Origin of the sequence: Advenella sp. RU8 (assembly GCF_048381675.1) — a bacterium.
In the GTDB taxonomy this organism is placed as follows: Bacteria; Pseudomonadota; Gammaproteobacteria; order Burkholderiales; family Burkholderiaceae_B; genus Advenella.
Window position 1 is genome coordinate 41,808 of record NZ_JBLWIS010000004.1, and the last position, 16,509, is coordinate 58,316.

A 16,509-nucleotide genomic window follows, 5' to 3' on the forward strand; every position below is an offset into this window, starting at 1 on the left:
AATAGTCAAACCCTCTGAACTCAGGCACATTTACATCATTGAAAAAATCCATTTACCGTTATTACCGTTATCTAGGAAAGATCTACTATGCAACACCAAGCCGATGCTTATCAGGATATTCGCGACGCCATCCGTGACTTATGCTCACAGTTCCCTGCTGAATACTTCAGGAAGGTTGACGAAGAGCGCGCCTACCCTGAAGAATTCGTCAATGCCCTTACAGAGGCTGGCTGGCTCGCCGCATTGATTCCCCAGGAATACGGTGGTTCAGGCCTGAGTCTGACAGAGGCCTCCGTTATTATGGAGGAAATCAACCGCAACGGGGGCAATTCCGGCGCCTGCCACGGACAAATGTATAACATGGGCACCGTGCTGCGCCATGGTTCTTTGGCCCAGAAACAGAAATACCTGCCCAAAATTGCGACTGGCGAACTGCGCCTGCAATCCATGGCAGTCACCGAGCCAACCACCGGCACTGACACCACCAAAATCAAGACAACCGCTGTCAAGAAAGACGGCCGTTACGTGGTTAATGGCCAGAAAGTATGGATTTCCCGTGTCCAGCATTCCGACCTGATGATTCTGCTGGCCCGCACGACCCCCATCGAGCAAGTCACCAAAAAATCCGAAGGCATGTCGATCTTTATCGTTGACATTGCCGAAGCCATGAAAAACGGTATGACCGTTCGCCCGATTCCCAACATGGTCAACCATGAAACCAATGAATTGTTCTTCGACAATCTTGAAATTCCCGAAGAAAACCTGATTGGCGAAGAAGGCAAAGGCTTCAAATATATTCTGGATGGCCTGAATGCTGAACGTACCCTGATTGCTGCGGAATGTATCGGTGATGGCTACTGGTTTATCGACAAGGTCAGTGCCTATGTCAAAGAACGTATGGTATTCGGCCGTCCGATTGGCCAGAACCAGGGTGTACAGTTCCCGATTGCAAAGGCATTCATCAATATTGAAGCCGCCAGCCTGATGCGTTACGAAGCTGCACGTCTCTTTGACGCCCACCAGCCATGCGGTACACAGGCGAATATGGCCAAGCTGTTGGCCTCTGAAGCCTCATGGGAAGCAGCCAATGCCTGCCTGCAGTTCCACGGTGGTTTTGGTTTTGCCAACGAATACGACGTAGAGCGCAAATTCCGTGAAACCCGCCTGTATCAGGTTGCACCTATCTCTACCAACCTGATTTACTCTTTCGTGGCCGAGCACGTCTTGGGCCTGCCACGTTCATTCTAATAACGTGTAAGGTGCCGGTTTTACAACCGGCACATCAATACGAAAGCGGAAAACCGGACATTGCCCAGGCGGCCGGTTACTTCAATTTACCTTGAATTTTATTGCGACCATGACCACACAAAGTGAACAGTTGGCCAACTTTGCCGCCAACCTGAAATTCAACGATATCCCTGCTTCTGTCATTGCCCGCTGCGAAGACTTGCTGCTGGATACCCTTGGCTCCATTCTGGCCGGCTCTACCGCCCGCCCGGTAAAAACCATTGACGCTTTTGCCAAACTGCAAGGCCCCGCCACCGGCAAATGCCAGGTACTGGGCAATCTACGCAATACTACGGCCCTGTTTGCTTCTATGGTCAATGCAGCTGCAGCCCATATGGTTGAACAGGATGACGTACATAACGGTTCAGTGTTTCACCCTGCTGCGGTTGTGTTCCCCCCAGCCCTGGCAGTAGCACAGGAAATCGGTGCATCCGGCAAAGAACTGCTGACTGCCTGCGTGGCCGGTTATGAAGTCGGTATTCGCGTTGGTGAATTCCTGGGCCGCTCTCACTACAAGATTTTCCACACCACCGGCACGGCAGGCACCATTGCCGCTGCCGTCACCGTAGGCCGCTTGCTGAAACTGAATCCTGAACAAATGCTGGATGCCATTGGTTCAGCTGGCACCCAGGCTGCCGGTTTGTGGGAGTTCCTGCGCACCGCTGCCGACTCCAAACAACTGCATACCGCCAAGGCAGCCGCCAATGGCCTGATTGCAGCCTACCTGGCCAAAGACGGTTTTACCGGTGCCAAACAGATTCTGGAAGGCGCCCAGGGCATGGGTGCCGGCATGTCTACCGATGCCGATCCGCGCAAGCTGGTTGACGGCTTGGGCACCCGCTGGGCCTTGCCCGAAACCTCTTTCAAATACCATGCATCGTGCCGCCATACCCATCCAGCCGCTGATGCACTGCAAGTGGTAATGAAAGAAAACAATCTGTCTGCCAGCGATATTGCCAGTGTGGTCACCCATGTACACCAGGGTGCTATCGATGTATTGGGTGCCGTGGTCAAACCTGAAACGGTTCACCAGTCCAAATTCTCCATGGGTACCGTACTGGCCCTGATTGCCATCCAGAACTTTGCCGGCCTGGCTGAGTTTGACGCAGCACTGCATGATGAGCAAGTCGCCACTTTCCGCGAAAAAGTAAGCATGGCACTGGACGAAGAAGTGGATACCGCTTACCCCAACCGCTGGATCGGCAAAGTAACCGTCACCACCACTGATGGCCGAGTATTCAATGGCCGCGTTGACGAACCCAAAGGTGACCCGGGCAACACCCTGAGCCGCCCTGAAATCGAAGACAAGGTCATGCGCCTGGGCCAATACGAAAACGCCGCACCCGTCGAGACCATCAAACACCTGATTGATTATGTGTGGAACCTGCAAGACAAGGATGTGATTGAAGCGCTGGTTTAAGGCTTGCTAAAAATGTGAATTTGAACGATCTCTAGTGGAGTAGACTTTGTCCCTGCGTAACAGCAGGGATTTTTTTTACACATGATATCTTGTATCCATATATTATTTTTATATAATATTTATTTATATAACATAAGCGTTTATCTACTGTAATATCTATAGCATTGCCCGCTCCCACGCGGGAACGCATATCGTAAGCATGTAGTCATCGTTATATGCAAACCCAGCCTGTACCAGGTTCAGTCGCTGACAGGCCCTACCAGAATCAATACTTATCATCCTGTTAACTTACAAAGGATTCAACATGTCACTTCGTATCAATGATATTGCACCCAACTTCACCGCCAACACGACAGCTGGCGAATTGACTTTCCACGACTGGATTGGTGACAGCTACGCCATTATATTTTCACACCCCAAAGACTTTACCCCTGTTTGCACCACCGAATTCGGTGCAGTCGCCCGTTTGGCCGGTGAATTTACCAAACGCAACACCAAGGTAATCGGCGTTTCTGTTGATAACGTTGATGAGCACCAGAAATGGAAACGTGATATTGAAGCATTTTGCGGTTCACCTGCTGATTTCCCCATTATTGACGACACTTCCCTGCAAGTAGCCAAACTGTACAATATGCTGCCCGCCGATGCCTACCTGCCCGATGGCCGTACCCCCGCACATAGCGCCACGGTTCGTACCGTTTTCATTATTGGTCCAGACAAAAAAATCCGCCTGACCCTGTCTTACCCCATGTCTGTCGGCCGTAACTTTGCCGAGATTTTGCGTGCACTGGATGCCATCCAGGCCACCGACGGCGTACCTTTGGCTACACCGGCCGACTGGCAGCCTGGCCAGGACGTGATTGTGGCCTTAAGCCTGAATAACGAGCAGGCCAAAGAAAAATTTGGCGAGATTGATGTCAAACTGCCTTATTTGCGTTTTGCCAAGGCACCCGCCAAATAATTGTTTGCTGTTATTGCTTTGAACAGGCTTGATCATCAAGCCTGTTGATGGGACATTAACAGAAGACTGAACCTTTTTAGGCTTCAGTCTTTTTTGATTTTCTCCTAGCGTAACTGTACCTCAATGATTCCAGCAATTTGCCATCCTGCCTGATGGCAGGCTTATATAAAATAAGGCAATGCTCTTTCTTACCCTTAAGGAAAAAACATTGATTAAATCCGTCATACAAGAAGAAACCACCGGCTGCGGCATTGCCTCTGTTGCCAATATTTTGGGTAAAACCTATGCTGAAATGAAAGCGATTGCCGATGCCATGGGCATTTCTGCCAGTGACAAGGCCTTATGGTCAGATACGCAATATGTTCGACGCATGCTGTCCAGTGCGGGCGTTAACACCTCATCGAATGAAATTCCGTTTGAATCATGGGACACCTTGCCTGAACTGGCCTTGCTGGCCATCAAACACCACCAGGAAGAAGGAAAAAATTTCTGGCACTGGGTGGTATTCAAGCGGATAGACGGCCAGGATTTTGTATTGGACTCAGCCAGCTACCTGTCTTCCAATATTCGCCAGGATTTTGAAGCCATGCAGCCTGAATGGTTTATTGAGGTCAAGACAAACTGCGCCATAATGGCGCCATATTAAACTCGGAACAGTGCCACAATACCATGCCATTCTCAATAATATGTCATGGGCATCAAGCCATCTGGAAGACGCTTCATGGACATTAAAAATGAACCGAGCCCGTTTTGCGGGCTCGGTTTTTTCATGTATGAAACTCCACCTGAATATTATTTCAAAGCCCCACTACTTAATGCTGAATCCCCCAGCGCCGGATGGTGACCCGCTCTAATGTTTTAAAAACCAGCCCTTCCACCAGCAGGCCCAGAATAATCACCATCGCCAAACCAGCAAATACCTTGTCGGTATTCAGCTCATTACGATTCTGGAAAATATACCAGCCCAAACCACCCTCGCCCGAAGACGCGCCAAACACCAGTTCAGCCGCAATCAGGGTGCGCCAGGCAAAGGCCCAACCCACTTTCAGGCCCGACAAAATGGAAGGCAAGGCAGCAGGGATCAAAATATGCACGACGTAACCAATGCCACTTAGGCCATAATTGCGCCCGGCCATGCGCAAGGTGGCCGGCACCCCCTGAAAACCCGAGAACGTATTCAGGGCCAGTGGCCATAGCACGGAATGTACCAGCACAAAAATCAGGCTGCCCTCACCGAGGCCAAACCACATCAAGGCTAGGGGCAGCAAGGCAATCGCTGGCAAAGGGTTGAACATGGCCGTAAAGGTGGACAGAATATCGCGCCCCAGCTGAGTTGAAACCGCTACAGTGGTTAGCACAAAGGCCATCACAATCCCCAGGGCATAACCCTGCATCAGCACCCCTAGCGAGACGCTAACGCGCTCAAGCAATTCCCCATTGCCAATTCCCGCCACAAAAGCATCAAACGTTTGCAAAAACGTCGGTAACAGCAAATCATTATCGGTGACACGGGCAGCCACTTCCCAAACCAGCGCAAGCACCAGAAGAATACATGTTTTACGGATGCCATCAATGCGCCATAGCCTGTGTGCCAAAGACAGCTTTTTCTCCAGCGCAATGTTACTGTCTGCCTCATGATTAAAGGGTTTGAGATCAATTTCATATTCGGGACGAACAGGAGGTTCACCCGGAATAACGCCACTGGCTGCATGGGATAAGGTACTCATAAAACTATGCCTGTTCGTTGAATAATAAATGATGGATACGCTGGGCAGTTGCCTGGAATTCAGGACTGCCCGCACAATCCAGGGAAAACTGATGGCTGTTGACTTCCGCCTTGACCCTGCCTGGATGCGGTGACAGCAACAGGATACGGTTACCCAACACCAGGGCTTCCTCAATGGAATGCGTCACAAACATCAGGGTAAATTTGGTGTCTTCCCACAAGGAAAGCAATTCTTCCTGCATTTTGCGACGGGTTAAGGCATCCAGAGCGGCAAAAGGCTCATCCATTAACAGGATTTTGGGTTCCATGGCCATCGCGCGGGCAATGGCAACCCGCTGCTTCATGCCACCCGACAAGGTATGCGGATAAGCATTAAAAAAACGGCTTAACCCTACCTTATGCAAATAGTGTTCAGCCCGCTCGGCCGCTTCTTTTTTTCCCAGGGTCCGGGATGCCAGCAAAGCAAACATCACATTCTGTTTGACCGTTTTCCACGGTGCCAGCTGGTCAAATTCCTGAAACACCACCACCCGGTCAGGGCCTGCCTTGCGAACCACCTGACCGTCCAGCTCGATTGAACCTGAACGGGGTGGCAAAAAACCGGCGACCGATTTCAACAAACTGGATTTTCCGCAGCCTGAGGGACCCAGCAAGATGAAACGGTCAGAACCATATACATTGAAACTCACATCATGAGTGGCTCGCACAATGCTTTTGTCGGTTGCATATTCAAGATGAACATTCTTGACGGCCAGCAAGGGATCTGCCGTAGTCAAAGACGGTATTTTCGGGCTCACCTCAAAACCGCCAGCCACTGCTGCCAATGAGCCGTTATCCACAAAATCCGTTCGTGCCTGAAAGGGCAAGGTAAGACCGTGACTCATTTTGCTCAGCTCCCCGAAGCGTTGTGTGCATCGTCAAAGAAATAATCCTGGGCCGAGGCGGGCTTGTTCTTGATGGCACCAACACGATGCATGAAATCAGCCAGGGTAAACGTATTTTGTGGCGTCAGCTTGACGTCAATCTGGGGACTTTTGATAATTGCCAGCAACTGATCACGGTCTATATTACTTTTATTGACCCGCAGATACGCATCTGCCGCACCTTCAGGATTGTTTTTAATATACCGGGCGGCCTCATCGAGCGCAGCAATAAAGGCCTGATAGGTTTTGGGGTTTTCCGCACGGTATTTTTCAGTGGCATACAGAACCGTGGCCGTAGAGGGCCCACCCAAAACATCATACGCTTCCAGCACCACATGGGCATTGGGATTACCGGCCAGCTCCTGATCCTGGAAAGGCGGTGTCGCAAAATGCGCATTGATTTCCGTACCCTCTTTCAGAATGGCGGCGGTTGCCTCGGGATGCGGAACAGTGACCGACAGCTTGTCCAGCTTTTTATAGTTTTCCTCACCCCACTGCTTGGCAGAAGCCAGCTGCAAAATGCGTGACTGTACCGAGACACCGGCATTGGGCAAGGCAATACGGTCTTTTTCGGTGAAGTCGGCAATCGTTTTCACATTGGGATTGGTGCTAATCAGCTTATAGGGATAATTGCCCAAAGAAGCCACACCACGCACATTATGCTTGCCTTTGGTTTTATCCCAAATGGTTAACAAAGGGGCCACACCGGCACCGGCAATATCAATCGAATTCGACAACAAGGCATCATTAATGGCGGCACCACCCGACAACTTGACCCATTCCGGCTTGATCTCCAGCCCCTGCTCCTTGCCATGCTTTTCAATCAGCTTCTGGTCCTGTGCCACATGCAAAAGCAGGTAAACAATACCGTGCTGCTCGGCAATGCGAATCTGGCCTTCGGCATGAGCCGGGGCAAAAGACGTGGCGCTTAACAACGTTACCAGTGAAGCCAACAACCGTTTTTTTGAATTTTTAAAAAACATATTCCCATCCTTAAATTTTAATATTGAATTATTATTTCTTCATTCAGGCGGCTACTGGCCGGGTCCCTTCAACCGTGGTGCGGTACAGTTTTCGTGGTAAGTGGTCAGGGGTGCCCGCTGCCAGGTGAATCACGGAACGGTTATCCCAGAATACCAGATCGTTATCCTGCCATTGATGGATATAAACATTCTCGGGCTTGACGCTATGCGCAAACAACTGCGCCAGCAAGTCATCACTTTCATCCTGTGGCAGACCAATAATGCGTGAGGTGAAGTTTTCATTCACAAAAAGCGTATTCAAACCTGTCTCAGGATGACGGGTCACCACCGGATGCACGACTGGTTTAACTTCTTCAAGCTGTGCTTGCGTAAGATTGGGCCGCCATGGCGAGCGGGCCTGCAACTCGGCATATTTCTTAATATAAGTGTGCTCAGCCTGTTTGCCTTCAATGGCTTTTTTCAAATGCAGCGGTAAAGTCTGCCAGGCCAAATGCATATCCGCAAAATGCGTATCGCCCCCTTCAGCAGGTAATTGACGCGCATACAACAATGAGCCCAGGCTGGGAATTTCCTTGTACGATAAATCCGAGTGCCAGAACGCCCCGGCATCACCCAGACCAATCGGCTTGTCATTTTCTTTTATATTTGAAATAGTTAAGACTTCAGGATATCCTGGCAACTGGAACTGCTTCAGAACATGAATTTGCAAAGGACCAAACAAACGGCTGAATTCAATATGCTGCTCTGGCGTAATGTCCTGGTCACGGAAAACCAGTACATGATGCGACAACAAAGCCTGTTTTATCCGTAAAAAATCATTTTCATTCAATACCCTGCCAAGATCAATATTTACAATTTCAGCCCCCAGGACAGGCAATGAATTTATCTTGAATGATTGTTCGGTTGTAAAATTGGTCAGGTCGTGAATGGTTTGTAAAGAAGCTGCCATGATAAAAACCCATATTTATTAAGATATGTTTACAACTATAAATAAGGTTTAATGGCAGACAAAATACAAGAAAGTCATTTAGATATTTTGGTATTAGCTTATGTTTTACGGTAATTAAATAATTATTTTTATTTAATATATCAAACTTAAATTATTTAGGGCAGTTACCCGCCTTCCGAAAACCGGCTGCCAGGGCTTGCTTCTCGGTTTTAAAAGACTGCACATTCTTTGGACTCATTGCGGCATAACCCGGGCAATTGGATAAATGGTAAACCTTGGAATTTTTGTTGCCACGCACTTCACCACTCACCACTTTACTACCCGATTGCGTAGCTGGCTGAGCCGTGGTCTGCCCCTTGCGCCAAAGCCATGGAGCAACCGGATTGGCGTCCGCCCACAAGCCCTTGCGGGCTTTTTTTGCCTGGCTTTGCAAGTTATACAGGCTTTTATCCTTGGCATAACTGTCATACACCCAGGCCATGCCACGGCGCACCTGTTCGGCGTTGGCGTCCAGGCCATTACAGACCACCCGGCCCACGACCCGTCCATAACGGTCGATATCCTGCACCTGTACCACGGCGTTCTTGCCACCGCAAAGCTGGGTTAATGACTCCTTCGAGCGCTGTCCGAAAGCCTGTTTGCTTTCCGGTGCATCAATCTCCCCCAGGCGGATACGCTTTTGGGTTTTATCATTTTGAAGAAGGGTTAAGGTATCACCATCGGCAATATTCACCACCTTGCCTTTCAGTTGTGCGGCCTGCACCTGCCCAAACAATGCATTCAATACCAGCACGAATACAGTCAAACTTTTTTTCATCTTGATTACTGCTTATTTTCCAGTCAAAGGGCTCACGGTTATAACATAAGCAGGCACCAAGCGAAAGTTAATCATTATTCATTTTTTTCCGTTTCCGCTTTTTTCCTGGCTTCCAGCATCGCCAGCACGGCACGCTGTTTGCGCATCTGACACAAACGGATTACCTCACGTTTTTGCGGATCAGAATAGGTCTGCCAGTTAAAACGCTCGTCACGGCTGCGAAAGCAGCCTTTACAGTAACCCTTGGCATTGGCTTCACAAACACCAACGCAAGGGCTGGGAATTTCAAAAAATTCCAGTTGTTCCATATGAATTACAAACCACCCTGTGTCAATGTCATCGGGTCAAGCAGGCGCAACAGCTCGTCCCGGGGGATATCGGTCTGTTCTGCCGCCACCTCCACGATCGGACGTCCTTCCTTATAGGCCTGCTTGGCAATTTCCGCCGCTTTCAGATAACCAATGACCGGATTCAGCGCCGTCACCAGAATCGGGTTGCGGGCCAGGGCCTCTTGCAAACGGGCTTCATTCACCCTGAAGGTTTTAATACTCTTGTCTGCCAGCAAAACGGCGATATTGGCCAAAAGCTCAATACTGTTAAGCAAGTTATGGGCAATCATGGGCAGCATCACGTTCAATTCAAAATTGCCCGCCTGGCCGCCAACGGTAATGGCCGCATCATTGCCAATAACCTGTGCCGCCACCATGGCCGCCGCTTCAGGAATAACCGGATTGACCTTGCCCGGCATAATGGAAGAGCCCGGCTGCAAGGCTTCCAGCTCGATTTCGGCCAAACCGGCCAAGGGCCCGGAATTCATCCAGCGCAAGTCATTGGCAATCTTCATGATGGAGACGGCCGTTGTTTTCAACTGCCCCGACAGGGACACCGCGATATCCTGTGAGCCGATATGGGCAAAAAAGCTTTCTGCCGGTGTAAAGGCAAGCCCGGTCATTTCACTTAATTGACGGCAAAACTCGGCGGCAAACGCCGGATCGGCATTAATGCCCGTACCCACTGCCGTCCCGCCCTGCGCCAGACTGTGCAACAGGGGCCTTGTGGCCTGCAGCTGACGAATATTCTGTTCAATTTGCACGGCCCAGCCGGTCAGGCTCTGGCTAAGGCGTACCGGCATGGCATCCATTAAATGGGTGCGCCCGGTTTTAACGTACTGGTCTACGGTTGCCGCTTTTTCACGAATCACGGCAGCCAGGTGGGCAAGCGCCGGCAGCAATTTTTTATCCAGTTCAATCGCGGCACTGATATGGATCGTGCTGGGAATAATATCGTTACTGCTTTGCCCGAAATTGATATGATCATTGGGATTGACCGCACTGCCATAAACCTGCGTTGCCAGGGTAGCCAGTACTTCATTGGCATTCATGTTGGTGCTGGTGCCCGAACCGGTCTGGTATACATCAATGGGGAAATGCACCATGAAATCGTTGACGGCCAACAATTCATTGACTGCGGTTTCAATGGCCTGGCCCATGGCTTCGGGCAAATGCCCCAGCTTCACATTGGCCCTGGCCGCCGCCATTTTGGCCGTTAACAGCGCGGCAATGAATGCCTTGGGCATATGTTGTCCGCTTACCGGGAAATTATTAATGGCCCGCTGCGTTTGTGCTCCGTAAAGCGCCTTTTCAGGTACTTCAAGCTCACCCATGCTGTCCCGTTCAATGCGTATTGTCATCTCTGGTTCCTTAACATTTCATTGACCCGATCATGCTGCCAATCCGTGCCTGTCACGGACTGATATTCTTTCATTATACGTCTAGCAAGCCGGTTTCCCTAAACATCCCCTGATACACCATGGCCTTTTCCGCCAGGGGTTTCGGTTGCAACAGCGATACCCACCCGGCAGATACACTACAATTGGCTATCACACAAGTATATTGCCAGGAGACACGCATGCAAACCAAACTACATTATATTTACGACCCTTTATGTGGCTGGTGTTATGCCGCGGAAAGCCTGCTGGAAGCCGCCATGGCCTCGGGCAGTGGTTTATATGAGCTGGAATTGCATGCGGGCGGCCTGTTCCAGCGCATGCATATTCCTGCCAGCAAACGCGACATGATCCGGCAGTCCGATGCCCGAATTGCCCAAATGACCGGCCAGGTTTTTGGCGACGCCTATCTGAACGGGCTGTTGGACAACCCGCAAACCATCTTTGATTCCCTGCCACCCATTGCCGCCATTCTGGCCGCTGAAAAACTGCAAAAAAACCATGCCCCGTTTATGCTCAAGGCCATCCAGCATGCGCATTATCGTGATGGCAAACCGATTGTACAGGTGGACGTGCTCACTGATATTGCCGAAACAATCGGACTGGATCGCCATGAGTTTGCCATGGCTTACGAAGAAATACTTTCAGGCCCCATACAACACCATATTGATGACACCTTAAGACTGATGCATTACGCAGGGGTGAACGGATTCCCCGCCTTTGTGCTGCAAAAAGGTGATCGCCTTGAAACGCTGGAACATACTCGGTATTATGGCCAACCCGAAGCATTCAGGTATTTGCTGGCAGACAAACTTGCCATGCCAGAGGCCTGAACAGGCTGATGCTCGGGCGTTGCTTATTCGGCAGGCGCCTGCCGCCTGCCCGGCCACTTCAATTTCAGTTCACTCACCAGCACGCCCAATAAAATCAACCCAGCCCCCAAAAATGCCAGGGCAGGCAAACGTTCACCATAAATACGGCCAATCACCCCCGCCCAAACGGGTTCTCCCGCGTAGATCAGGGTAGCCCGCGTGGCCGATACATATTTTTGTGCCCAGTTCATGGTGACCTGGATAAATGCACTTCCAAGACCCAGCACCAGGGTACACACCAACAGCAGCCACGAAAATGCAGGCACGGCTTCCCCCACGCCGGCAGAAACAACAAAAGAAATGAGCGAGGTGACTGCCAGCTGCACAATGGTTACCCTGAATAGGTTTATGGTGCCGGCAAAACGGCTGATCAGAATGATTTCTGCCGCAATGGCCAGCGCCCCCAGGGCCGTTAGCAACTCTCCCTTGCCAATACCGCCACTCAGCCCCTCGGGCCCGGCCAACAAAGCCAAACCGCCAAAAGCCAGAAAAATACCCAGCCAATTCATGACAGAAGGTTTTCTTTTCAGGAAAATCCATTGCAGCAATGGTACTAACGGGACATACAAGGCCGTGATAAAGGCTGATTTGCTACTGGGAATGGTTTGCAAGCCCACAGTTTGCAGGCTGTATCCCAGAAAAATGCCAATCCCGATTAAAAACCCTGCCCATAGCTCCTGGCGGGTGAGCCCTTTAAGCAGCTTAAAACTCAGTATGCACATGGCCAGGGCAGCACAGCCAAACCGCAGCCCGACAAAGAAGAACGGCTCACTCACCGTCACCGCCAGCTGAACAATCAGAAAAGTCGCTCCCCAGAACACGGTCACCAACATCAGGGCAAGTTCCGGCTTTCCGAAAGAGTTTGGGGCAGGCTGGGTATTCATATTCATGATGGATGACTTACAATAAAAATTCCGCGCGAGGGACAGGAAACAAATAACCGCTCATCATAGCAGAATCCTGCCCAACCACAGCCCTCGTGATTGACATACCCAACCCACCTTCGGGAGCCCCATGAGCTATTGCGAATATGTTGCCGGTTTACCCGCCCACCAACCCTCGGTTCACCGCGCTTACCATGACACCCAATACGGTTTTCCGCTGGATGATGACAATGAACTGTTTGGTCGGCTTATTCTTGAAATCAACCAGGCCGGGCTTAGCTGGAACACGATTTTGATGAAGCAGGACAATTTCCGGCAAGCCTATGACGGTTTCAGCATAGAAAAAATCGCTGCCTACCAGGACGCAGACCGGCAACGCCTGCTCAATGACGCGGGTATTATCCGCAACCGCCTGAAAGTAAACGCCGCCATTGAAAACGCCCGAACGATACTTGTACTACAGGAGGAGTTCGGCTCATTCCAGGCATGGCTGAATCACCATCATCCGTTATCAAGAGAAGCGTGGACCCGCCTGTTTAAAAAAACTTTCAAGTTTACCGGTGGGGAAATCGTCAATGAATTCCTGATGAGTACCGGTTATCTGCCCGGTGCCCATGATACTGATTGCCCGGTTTACCGGCGGGTGCTGGGCAGCAAACCGGCCTGGCTGGACAACACGGCTCATCTACTTCCCGAATAAGCCATTAATAAGTAGGGGCCATCACTCCTGGCAACAACCCTTTTTAATCAATCCCGATATCCAGGCAAACAATTTGGCCACAATAGGCCTTGGCCTGCGCCAGTAAGTGTGCGGGCTTGTAAGCGGCAAAGGTATAGGTAATGTCGGCCATAAAGGTGTTTTCATCAGCCTGTCCGGTATCACAATTCAGGCCCGTGGGCATATCCAGGGCAATCCGGGTACCCGACATTTGATTCAGTACCTTCATGCATTGCCCCACCTTCTCGGGCAAAGCCCCCGAAAAGCCGGTTCCGAAAACGCCATCAAGCAATAAATCATAGGTTTTTTGCAGCGAAACCTGCTGCAGGGTCATGATTCGCAAACGCTCGGATTGCGGCAAGCGCTTCCGGTTCAGTTCAGCCAATTCAGATAATTGCTCCCCAAGCAGGAACACAATATCCACCTGCCAGCCCTGCTCGTGCAGGCAACGGGCAATGACCAGGCCATCGCCCCCGTTATTGCCCTTGCCACACACCACAAGACAACGACCGGGTAGCGGAAAGCGCTGCAAAATATCACTGGCCGCCACGGTTCCGGCATTTTCCATTAATTGCTCAAAACTGGTACCGGCATCTACGGCTGCCTGTTCACGTTGACGCATTTGTGCAGAGGTATAAACTTTCATTTTCAGGCCGCCGCCAAACGCCCCCAGTAACGGGCACGCAAGCGATCATACACCAGGTTATACACATAGGTATAAGGCAGGTAAAACATGATCAGGCCGAAATCCAGAATAAGCGCCTCTATCAGTCCCATCTCAAGCCACCAGGCCACAAACGGAATGGCCATCACCAACAGCCCCAACTCAAACCCGATGGCGTGCATCACCCGCACGGTTACCGTTTTCACCCAGCCAAAACGGCGTGCCAGACGATCATAGCCGGTGTTGTAAATCATGTTCCAGACCAAGGCCATGACAGCAATTACAATAGTCACCACCCCCATGTCAAACATGGATTCACCCGACAGCCAGGCCGCCAAAGGCGCACTGATCCCAATAGCCAGCGCCTCAAAACAGAAGGCATGCAAAAACCGCTCAAGAACCGATTTGTCTTTTTCCAATTGCACAGCAAAAATCTCTTATTTAACGTTACGGCGTACCAGTGTACTTTGTCCAAACAGGCTTTCCACCATATCCAGCGCAATTTCCGCCGTTAAATTGCGCACATCCAGGGCCGGATTCAGTTCAACAATATCCAAAGAGGCCATCATCCCGGTATCGGCAATCATTTCCATGCATAACTGGGCTTCACGGTAATTGGGTCCACCCCTTACCGTTGTTCCCACTCCCGGTGCGATGTCCGGGTCAAGAAAGTCCACATCAAAACTGACATGCAAATGCGTATCCTGGTCCAGGCCATACAAGGCCTCTTGCATAGTCTGCCGCATGCCGGTTTCATCTATGTGACGCATATCGAAAACCTCTATGCCCGCTTCATGGATGAAATGCTTTTCACCGGCATCAACACTGCGGATGCCAATCTGGCGGATCATGTCCGCATTAAGCGCAGGCCTGGTGCCCGACATATTGACGAGCGCCTCGGGGCCATAACCAAACAGGCAGGCCACCGGCATGCCATGGATATTGCCCGTGGGCGACAGCTCGGCAGTGTTGAAATCGGTATGGGCATCCAGCCACAATACCCGCAACCGCTTTTGCTGCTCCCGGCAATAGCGGGCCACGGCACTGATAGAGCCCACACCCAGGCAATGGTCGCCCCCCAGCATGACCGGCAAACGGCCTTCCTGCAATTGGGCATAAATGGCATCATGAGCCAGCCGGTTCCATGCCACAACCTGCTCAAGATGGCGGTAACCATTGACAGGTGCCTGCCATGGATTGGCCGGACCTTGAATATTGCCACAATCGCGCACCTCAAGTCCCAGTTTCTCAAGGGACTGGGTAATACCCGCCACCCGCAAGGCTTCCGGACCCATGCTGGAACCACGATGGCCGGCACCCACATCGGTGGGTACGCCAATCAGGCTAAGCTGTTTGTTCTGAATATCCACAACGTTGTCCTTGAGAATCCACTGGCCCATTTTCTCATATTGCCTGCAGACTGGCAAAGAACTGCCCCCTCATGGCTTAAACACTGGCAATCAAGACTGGAATGCCATCATCACCGCCACCGTGCGGATTCTGTTCTGGCACCACTGGGGGCACACCCAAATAAGCAAACAGGTCTTTCGGATCGGCCAGCTCGGGCACCAGTGAAATGGACTGCACCAAACCCAGTTCTTTTGCCGCATCACGCATGAACAGCATGGCGGAATAATCTTCCAGCGCAAAACCGACTGAATCAAAAAGGGTTATTTGATGATGATCACTGCGGCCGGGTTTTGTCTTGCCAAACACTTCCCATAAATGCACCACCGGAAAATCCTGCGCCACATTCTGCAACTCGCCTTCAATCCGGGTTTGTTCCTCGAACTCTACAAACACCGTGCTCTTTGACAGGATATCCGGATGCAATTCCGTCTTGCCAGGTGAGTCACCCCCCACAGCATTAATATGCATGCCCGGCTCTATCATATCCGGGGTAATAATATGCGCTTTGGCATATTCAGCCGTGACCGTGGTGATGATATCGGTTCCCTTGACAGCGCTGGCCACATCGCTGGCAATCACAAACTTCATGCCGGTATGAGCCAGATTACCCGCCAGTTTCTCAGAAGCCTTGGGATCTTTATCATACAAATGGATTTCTGCAATACCCAGGAGGTAATGAAATGCCAGCGCCTGGAACTCTGCCTGCGAGCCATTGCCAATCAGGGACATGCTGCGGCTGTTCTTGCGAGCCAGATAACGTGCAGCCAATGCCGATGTCGCTGCCGTCCGGAAGGCGGTTGTTAGCGTTAATTCTGAAATGGCCATTGGCATGCCTGTGACCACATCAACCAAGGCACCAAAGGCAATCACGGTAGACAAACCCTTGGCCGGATTATGCGGATGACAGTTCACATACTTGAACGCATAGTGTTTTTTATCGGCAATCGGCATCAGCTCCATCACGCCGTTTTCCACATACTTGGCCACCCGCCTGGATTTATCAAACTCATCCCAGCGCAGATAATCCGCCAGAATATAGCTGGCCACCCCTTCAAGACAGGCTTTCATACCTTTTTTCTGGACAATGGCGGCAATATCCTGTGGACGGATCAATTCAGTCATTAGATGATTTTGCAATAAGGTACTCATGCCAGGTCTCCCGTATTTAT

The 16,509-nt window shown here is 50.9% G+C and carries 18 protein-coding genes; 6 read left to right on the forward strand and 12 right to left on the reverse strand.

Going from position 1 to position 16,509, the window contains the following annotated elements; translation table 11 throughout:
* Nucleotides 1-87: 87 nt before the first annotated feature.
* From ACM5Q9_RS06710 to ACM5Q9_RS06725, 4 genes are all read left to right on the forward strand, one after another.
* Nucleotides 88-1,248 (forward strand): acyl-CoA dehydrogenase family protein, encoded by a 1,161-nt coding sequence (locus ACM5Q9_RS06710; RefSeq protein WP_418143960.1) that lies wholly within the window; start codon nt 88-90, stop codon nt 1,246-1,248.
* A 109-nt stretch (nt 1,249-1,357) separates the two neighbouring features.
* Nucleotides 1,358-2,707, forward strand: coding sequence for an MmgE/PrpD family protein (locus tag ACM5Q9_RS06715; protein WP_418143961.1), 1,350 nt, complete (start codon nt 1,358-1,360; stop codon nt 2,705-2,707).
* A gap of 304 nt (nt 2,708-3,011) precedes the next feature.
* Nucleotides 3,012-3,668 carry a peroxiredoxin gene (locus ACM5Q9_RS06720; protein ID WP_418143962.1) on the forward strand — a complete coding sequence of 219 codons (657 nt, stop codon included), beginning with the start codon at nt 3,012-3,014 and terminating at the stop codon, nt 3,666-3,668.
* A gap of 208 nt (nt 3,669-3,876) precedes the next feature.
* Nucleotides 3,877-4,314 carry a hypothetical protein gene (locus ACM5Q9_RS06725; protein ID WP_418143963.1) on the forward strand — a complete coding sequence of 146 codons (438 nt, stop codon included), beginning with the start codon at nt 3,877-3,879 and terminating at the stop codon, nt 4,312-4,314.
* 166 nt (nt 4,315-4,480) lie between these two features.
* Here ACM5Q9_RS06725 and ACM5Q9_RS06730 read toward each other — a convergent pair whose 3' ends face one another.
* The 7 genes from ACM5Q9_RS06730 to ACM5Q9_RS06760 form a co-directional block, all read right to left on the reverse strand.
* Entirely contained in the window at nt 4,481-5,395 is a 915-nt protein-coding gene (locus ACM5Q9_RS06730; protein WP_418143964.1) for an ABC transporter permease, read from the reverse strand.
* Nucleotides 5,396-5,399: 4 nt separating this feature from the next.
* Nucleotides 5,400-6,278 (reverse strand): ABC transporter ATP-binding protein, encoded by an 879-nt coding sequence (locus ACM5Q9_RS06735; RefSeq protein WP_418143965.1) that lies wholly within the window; start codon nt 6,276-6,278, stop codon nt 5,400-5,402.
* A 5-nt stretch (nt 6,279-6,283) separates the two neighbouring features.
* Nucleotides 6,284-7,300, reverse strand: a complete 1,017-nt coding sequence (locus ACM5Q9_RS06740; RefSeq protein WP_418143966.1) for an ABC transporter substrate-binding protein — start codon at nt 7,298-7,300, stop codon at nt 6,284-6,286.
* A gap of 43 nt (nt 7,301-7,343) precedes the next feature.
* A complete protein-coding gene (locus ACM5Q9_RS06745) occupies nt 7,344-8,249 on the reverse strand; it encodes a TauD/TfdA dioxygenase family protein (protein ID WP_418143967.1) in 906 nt (301 codons plus the stop codon).
* 151 nt (nt 8,250-8,400) lie between these two features.
* The gene (locus tag ACM5Q9_RS06750) at nt 8,401-9,066 is read right to left on the reverse strand and encodes a thermonuclease family protein (RefSeq protein ID WP_418143968.1); all 666 of its coding nucleotides are present in this window, start codon (nt 9,064-9,066) and stop codon (nt 8,401-8,403) included.
* Nucleotides 9,067-9,140: 74 nt separating this feature from the next.
* On the reverse strand, nt 9,141-9,374 hold the full coding sequence (locus tag ACM5Q9_RS06755; RefSeq protein WP_418143969.1) for a DUF1289 domain-containing protein: 234 nt from the start codon (nt 9,372-9,374) through the stop codon (nt 9,141-9,143).
* Nucleotides 9,375-9,379: 5 nt separating this feature from the next.
* Nucleotides 9,380-10,756 carry a class II fumarate hydratase gene (locus ACM5Q9_RS06760; RefSeq protein WP_418143970.1) on the reverse strand — a complete coding sequence of 459 codons (1,377 nt, stop codon included), beginning with the start codon at nt 10,754-10,756 and terminating at the stop codon, nt 9,380-9,382.
* Nucleotides 10,757-10,974: 218 nt separating this feature from the next.
* On the opposite strand from ACM5Q9_RS06760, the gene ACM5Q9_RS06765 reads away from it, so the two are divergent.
* On the forward strand, nt 10,975-11,625 hold the full coding sequence (locus tag ACM5Q9_RS06765; protein WP_418143971.1) for a DsbA family protein: 651 nt from the start codon (nt 10,975-10,977) through the stop codon (nt 11,623-11,625).
* Nucleotides 11,626-11,648: 23 nt separating this feature from the next.
* Here the strand turns inward: ACM5Q9_RS06765 and ACM5Q9_RS06770 are convergent, their stop codons facing one another.
* Entirely contained in the window at nt 11,649-12,554 is a 906-nt protein-coding gene (locus ACM5Q9_RS06770) for a DMT family transporter (RefSeq protein WP_418143972.1), read from the reverse strand.
* A gap of 124 nt (nt 12,555-12,678) precedes the next feature.
* Between ACM5Q9_RS06770 and ACM5Q9_RS06775 the strand changes: the two genes are divergently transcribed.
* Complete coding sequence (locus ACM5Q9_RS06775; protein WP_418143973.1) at nt 12,679-13,248, forward strand: DNA-3-methyladenine glycosylase I; 570 nt, start codon at nt 12,679-12,681, stop codon at nt 13,246-13,248.
* A 43-nt stretch (nt 13,249-13,291) separates the two neighbouring features.
* On the opposite strand, the gene ACM5Q9_RS06780 is transcribed toward ACM5Q9_RS06775, so the two are convergent.
* From ACM5Q9_RS06780 to ACM5Q9_RS06795, 4 genes are read right to left on the reverse strand one after another with little or no spacing between them, the layout of a single operon-like run.
* Nucleotides 13,292-13,912: an NAD(P)H-hydrate epimerase gene (locus tag ACM5Q9_RS06780; RefSeq protein WP_418143974.1), complete on the reverse strand. Its 621-nt coding sequence runs from the start codon at nt 13,910-13,912 to the stop codon at nt 13,292-13,294.
* Nucleotides 13,913-13,914: 2 nt separating this feature from the next.
* On the reverse strand, nt 13,915-14,355 hold the full coding sequence (locus ACM5Q9_RS06785) for a multidrug/biocide efflux PACE transporter (protein ID WP_418143975.1): 441 nt from the start codon (nt 14,353-14,355) through the stop codon (nt 13,915-13,917).
* Between the two features lie 12 nt (nt 14,356-14,367).
* Entirely contained in the window at nt 14,368-15,330 is a 963-nt protein-coding gene (rocF, locus tag ACM5Q9_RS06790) for an arginase (RefSeq protein WP_418143976.1), read from the reverse strand.
* A 46-nt stretch (nt 15,331-15,376) separates the two neighbouring features.
* Nucleotides 15,377-16,489, reverse strand: coding sequence for an ornithine cyclodeaminase (locus ACM5Q9_RS06795; protein ID WP_418143977.1), 1,113 nt, complete (start codon nt 16,487-16,489; stop codon nt 15,377-15,379).
* Nucleotides 16,490-16,509: the final 20 nt, after the last annotated feature.

Bases quoted from the DNA above. Each gene is read 5' to 3' on its own strand.
- ACM5Q9_RS06750 (WP_418143968.1), bottom strand. From the start codon at position 9,066: ATGAAAAAAAGTTTGACTGTATTCGTGCTGGTATTGAATGCATTGTTT.
- ACM5Q9_RS06775 (WP_418143973.1), top strand. From the start codon at position 12,679: ATGAGCTATTGCGAATATGTTGCCGGTTTACCCGCCCACCAACCCTCG.
- ACM5Q9_RS06755 (WP_418143969.1), bottom strand. From the start codon at position 9,374: ATGGAACAACTGGAATTTTTTGAAATTCCCAGCCCTTGCGTTGGTGTT.
- ACM5Q9_RS06720 (WP_418143962.1), top strand. From the start codon at position 3,012: ATGTCACTTCGTATCAATGATATTGCACCCAACTTCACCGCCAACACG.
- ACM5Q9_RS06710 (WP_418143960.1), top strand. From the start codon at position 88: ATGCAACACCAAGCCGATGCTTATCAGGATATTCGCGACGCCATCCGT.
- ACM5Q9_RS06770 (WP_418143972.1), bottom strand. From the start codon at position 12,554: ATGAATATGAATACCCAGCCTGCCCCAAACTCTTTCGGAAAGCCGGAA.
- ACM5Q9_RS06795 (WP_418143977.1), bottom strand. From the start codon at position 16,489: ATGAGTACCTTATTGCAAAATCATCTAATGACTGAATTGATCCGTCCA.
- ACM5Q9_RS06780 (WP_418143974.1), bottom strand. From the start codon at position 13,912: ATGAAAGTTTATACCTCTGCACAAATGCGTCAACGTGAACAGGCAGCC.
- ACM5Q9_RS06760 (WP_418143970.1), bottom strand. From the start codon at position 10,756: ATGACAATACGCATTGAACGGGACAGCATGGGTGAGCTTGAAGTACCT.
- ACM5Q9_RS06765 (WP_418143971.1), top strand. From the start codon at position 10,975: ATGCAAACCAAACTACATTATATTTACGACCCTTTATGTGGCTGGTGT.
- ACM5Q9_RS06745 (WP_418143967.1), bottom strand. From the start codon at position 8,249: ATGGCAGCTTCTTTACAAACCATTCACGACCTGACCAATTTTACAACC.
- rocF (WP_418143976.1), bottom strand. From the start codon at position 15,330: ATGGGCCAGTGGATTCTCAAGGACAACGTTGTGGATATTCAGAACAAA.
- ACM5Q9_RS06730 (WP_418143964.1), bottom strand. From the start codon at position 5,395: ATGAGTACCTTATCCCATGCAGCCAGTGGCGTTATTCCGGGTGAACCT.
- ACM5Q9_RS06740 (WP_418143966.1), bottom strand. From the start codon at position 7,300: ATGTTTTTTAAAAATTCAAAAAAACGGTTGTTGGCTTCACTGGTAACG.
- ACM5Q9_RS06715 (WP_418143961.1), top strand. From the start codon at position 1,358: ATGACCACACAAAGTGAACAGTTGGCCAACTTTGCCGCCAACCTGAAA.
- ACM5Q9_RS06735 (WP_418143965.1), bottom strand. From the start codon at position 6,278: ATGAGTCACGGTCTTACCTTGCCCTTTCAGGCACGAACGGATTTTGTG.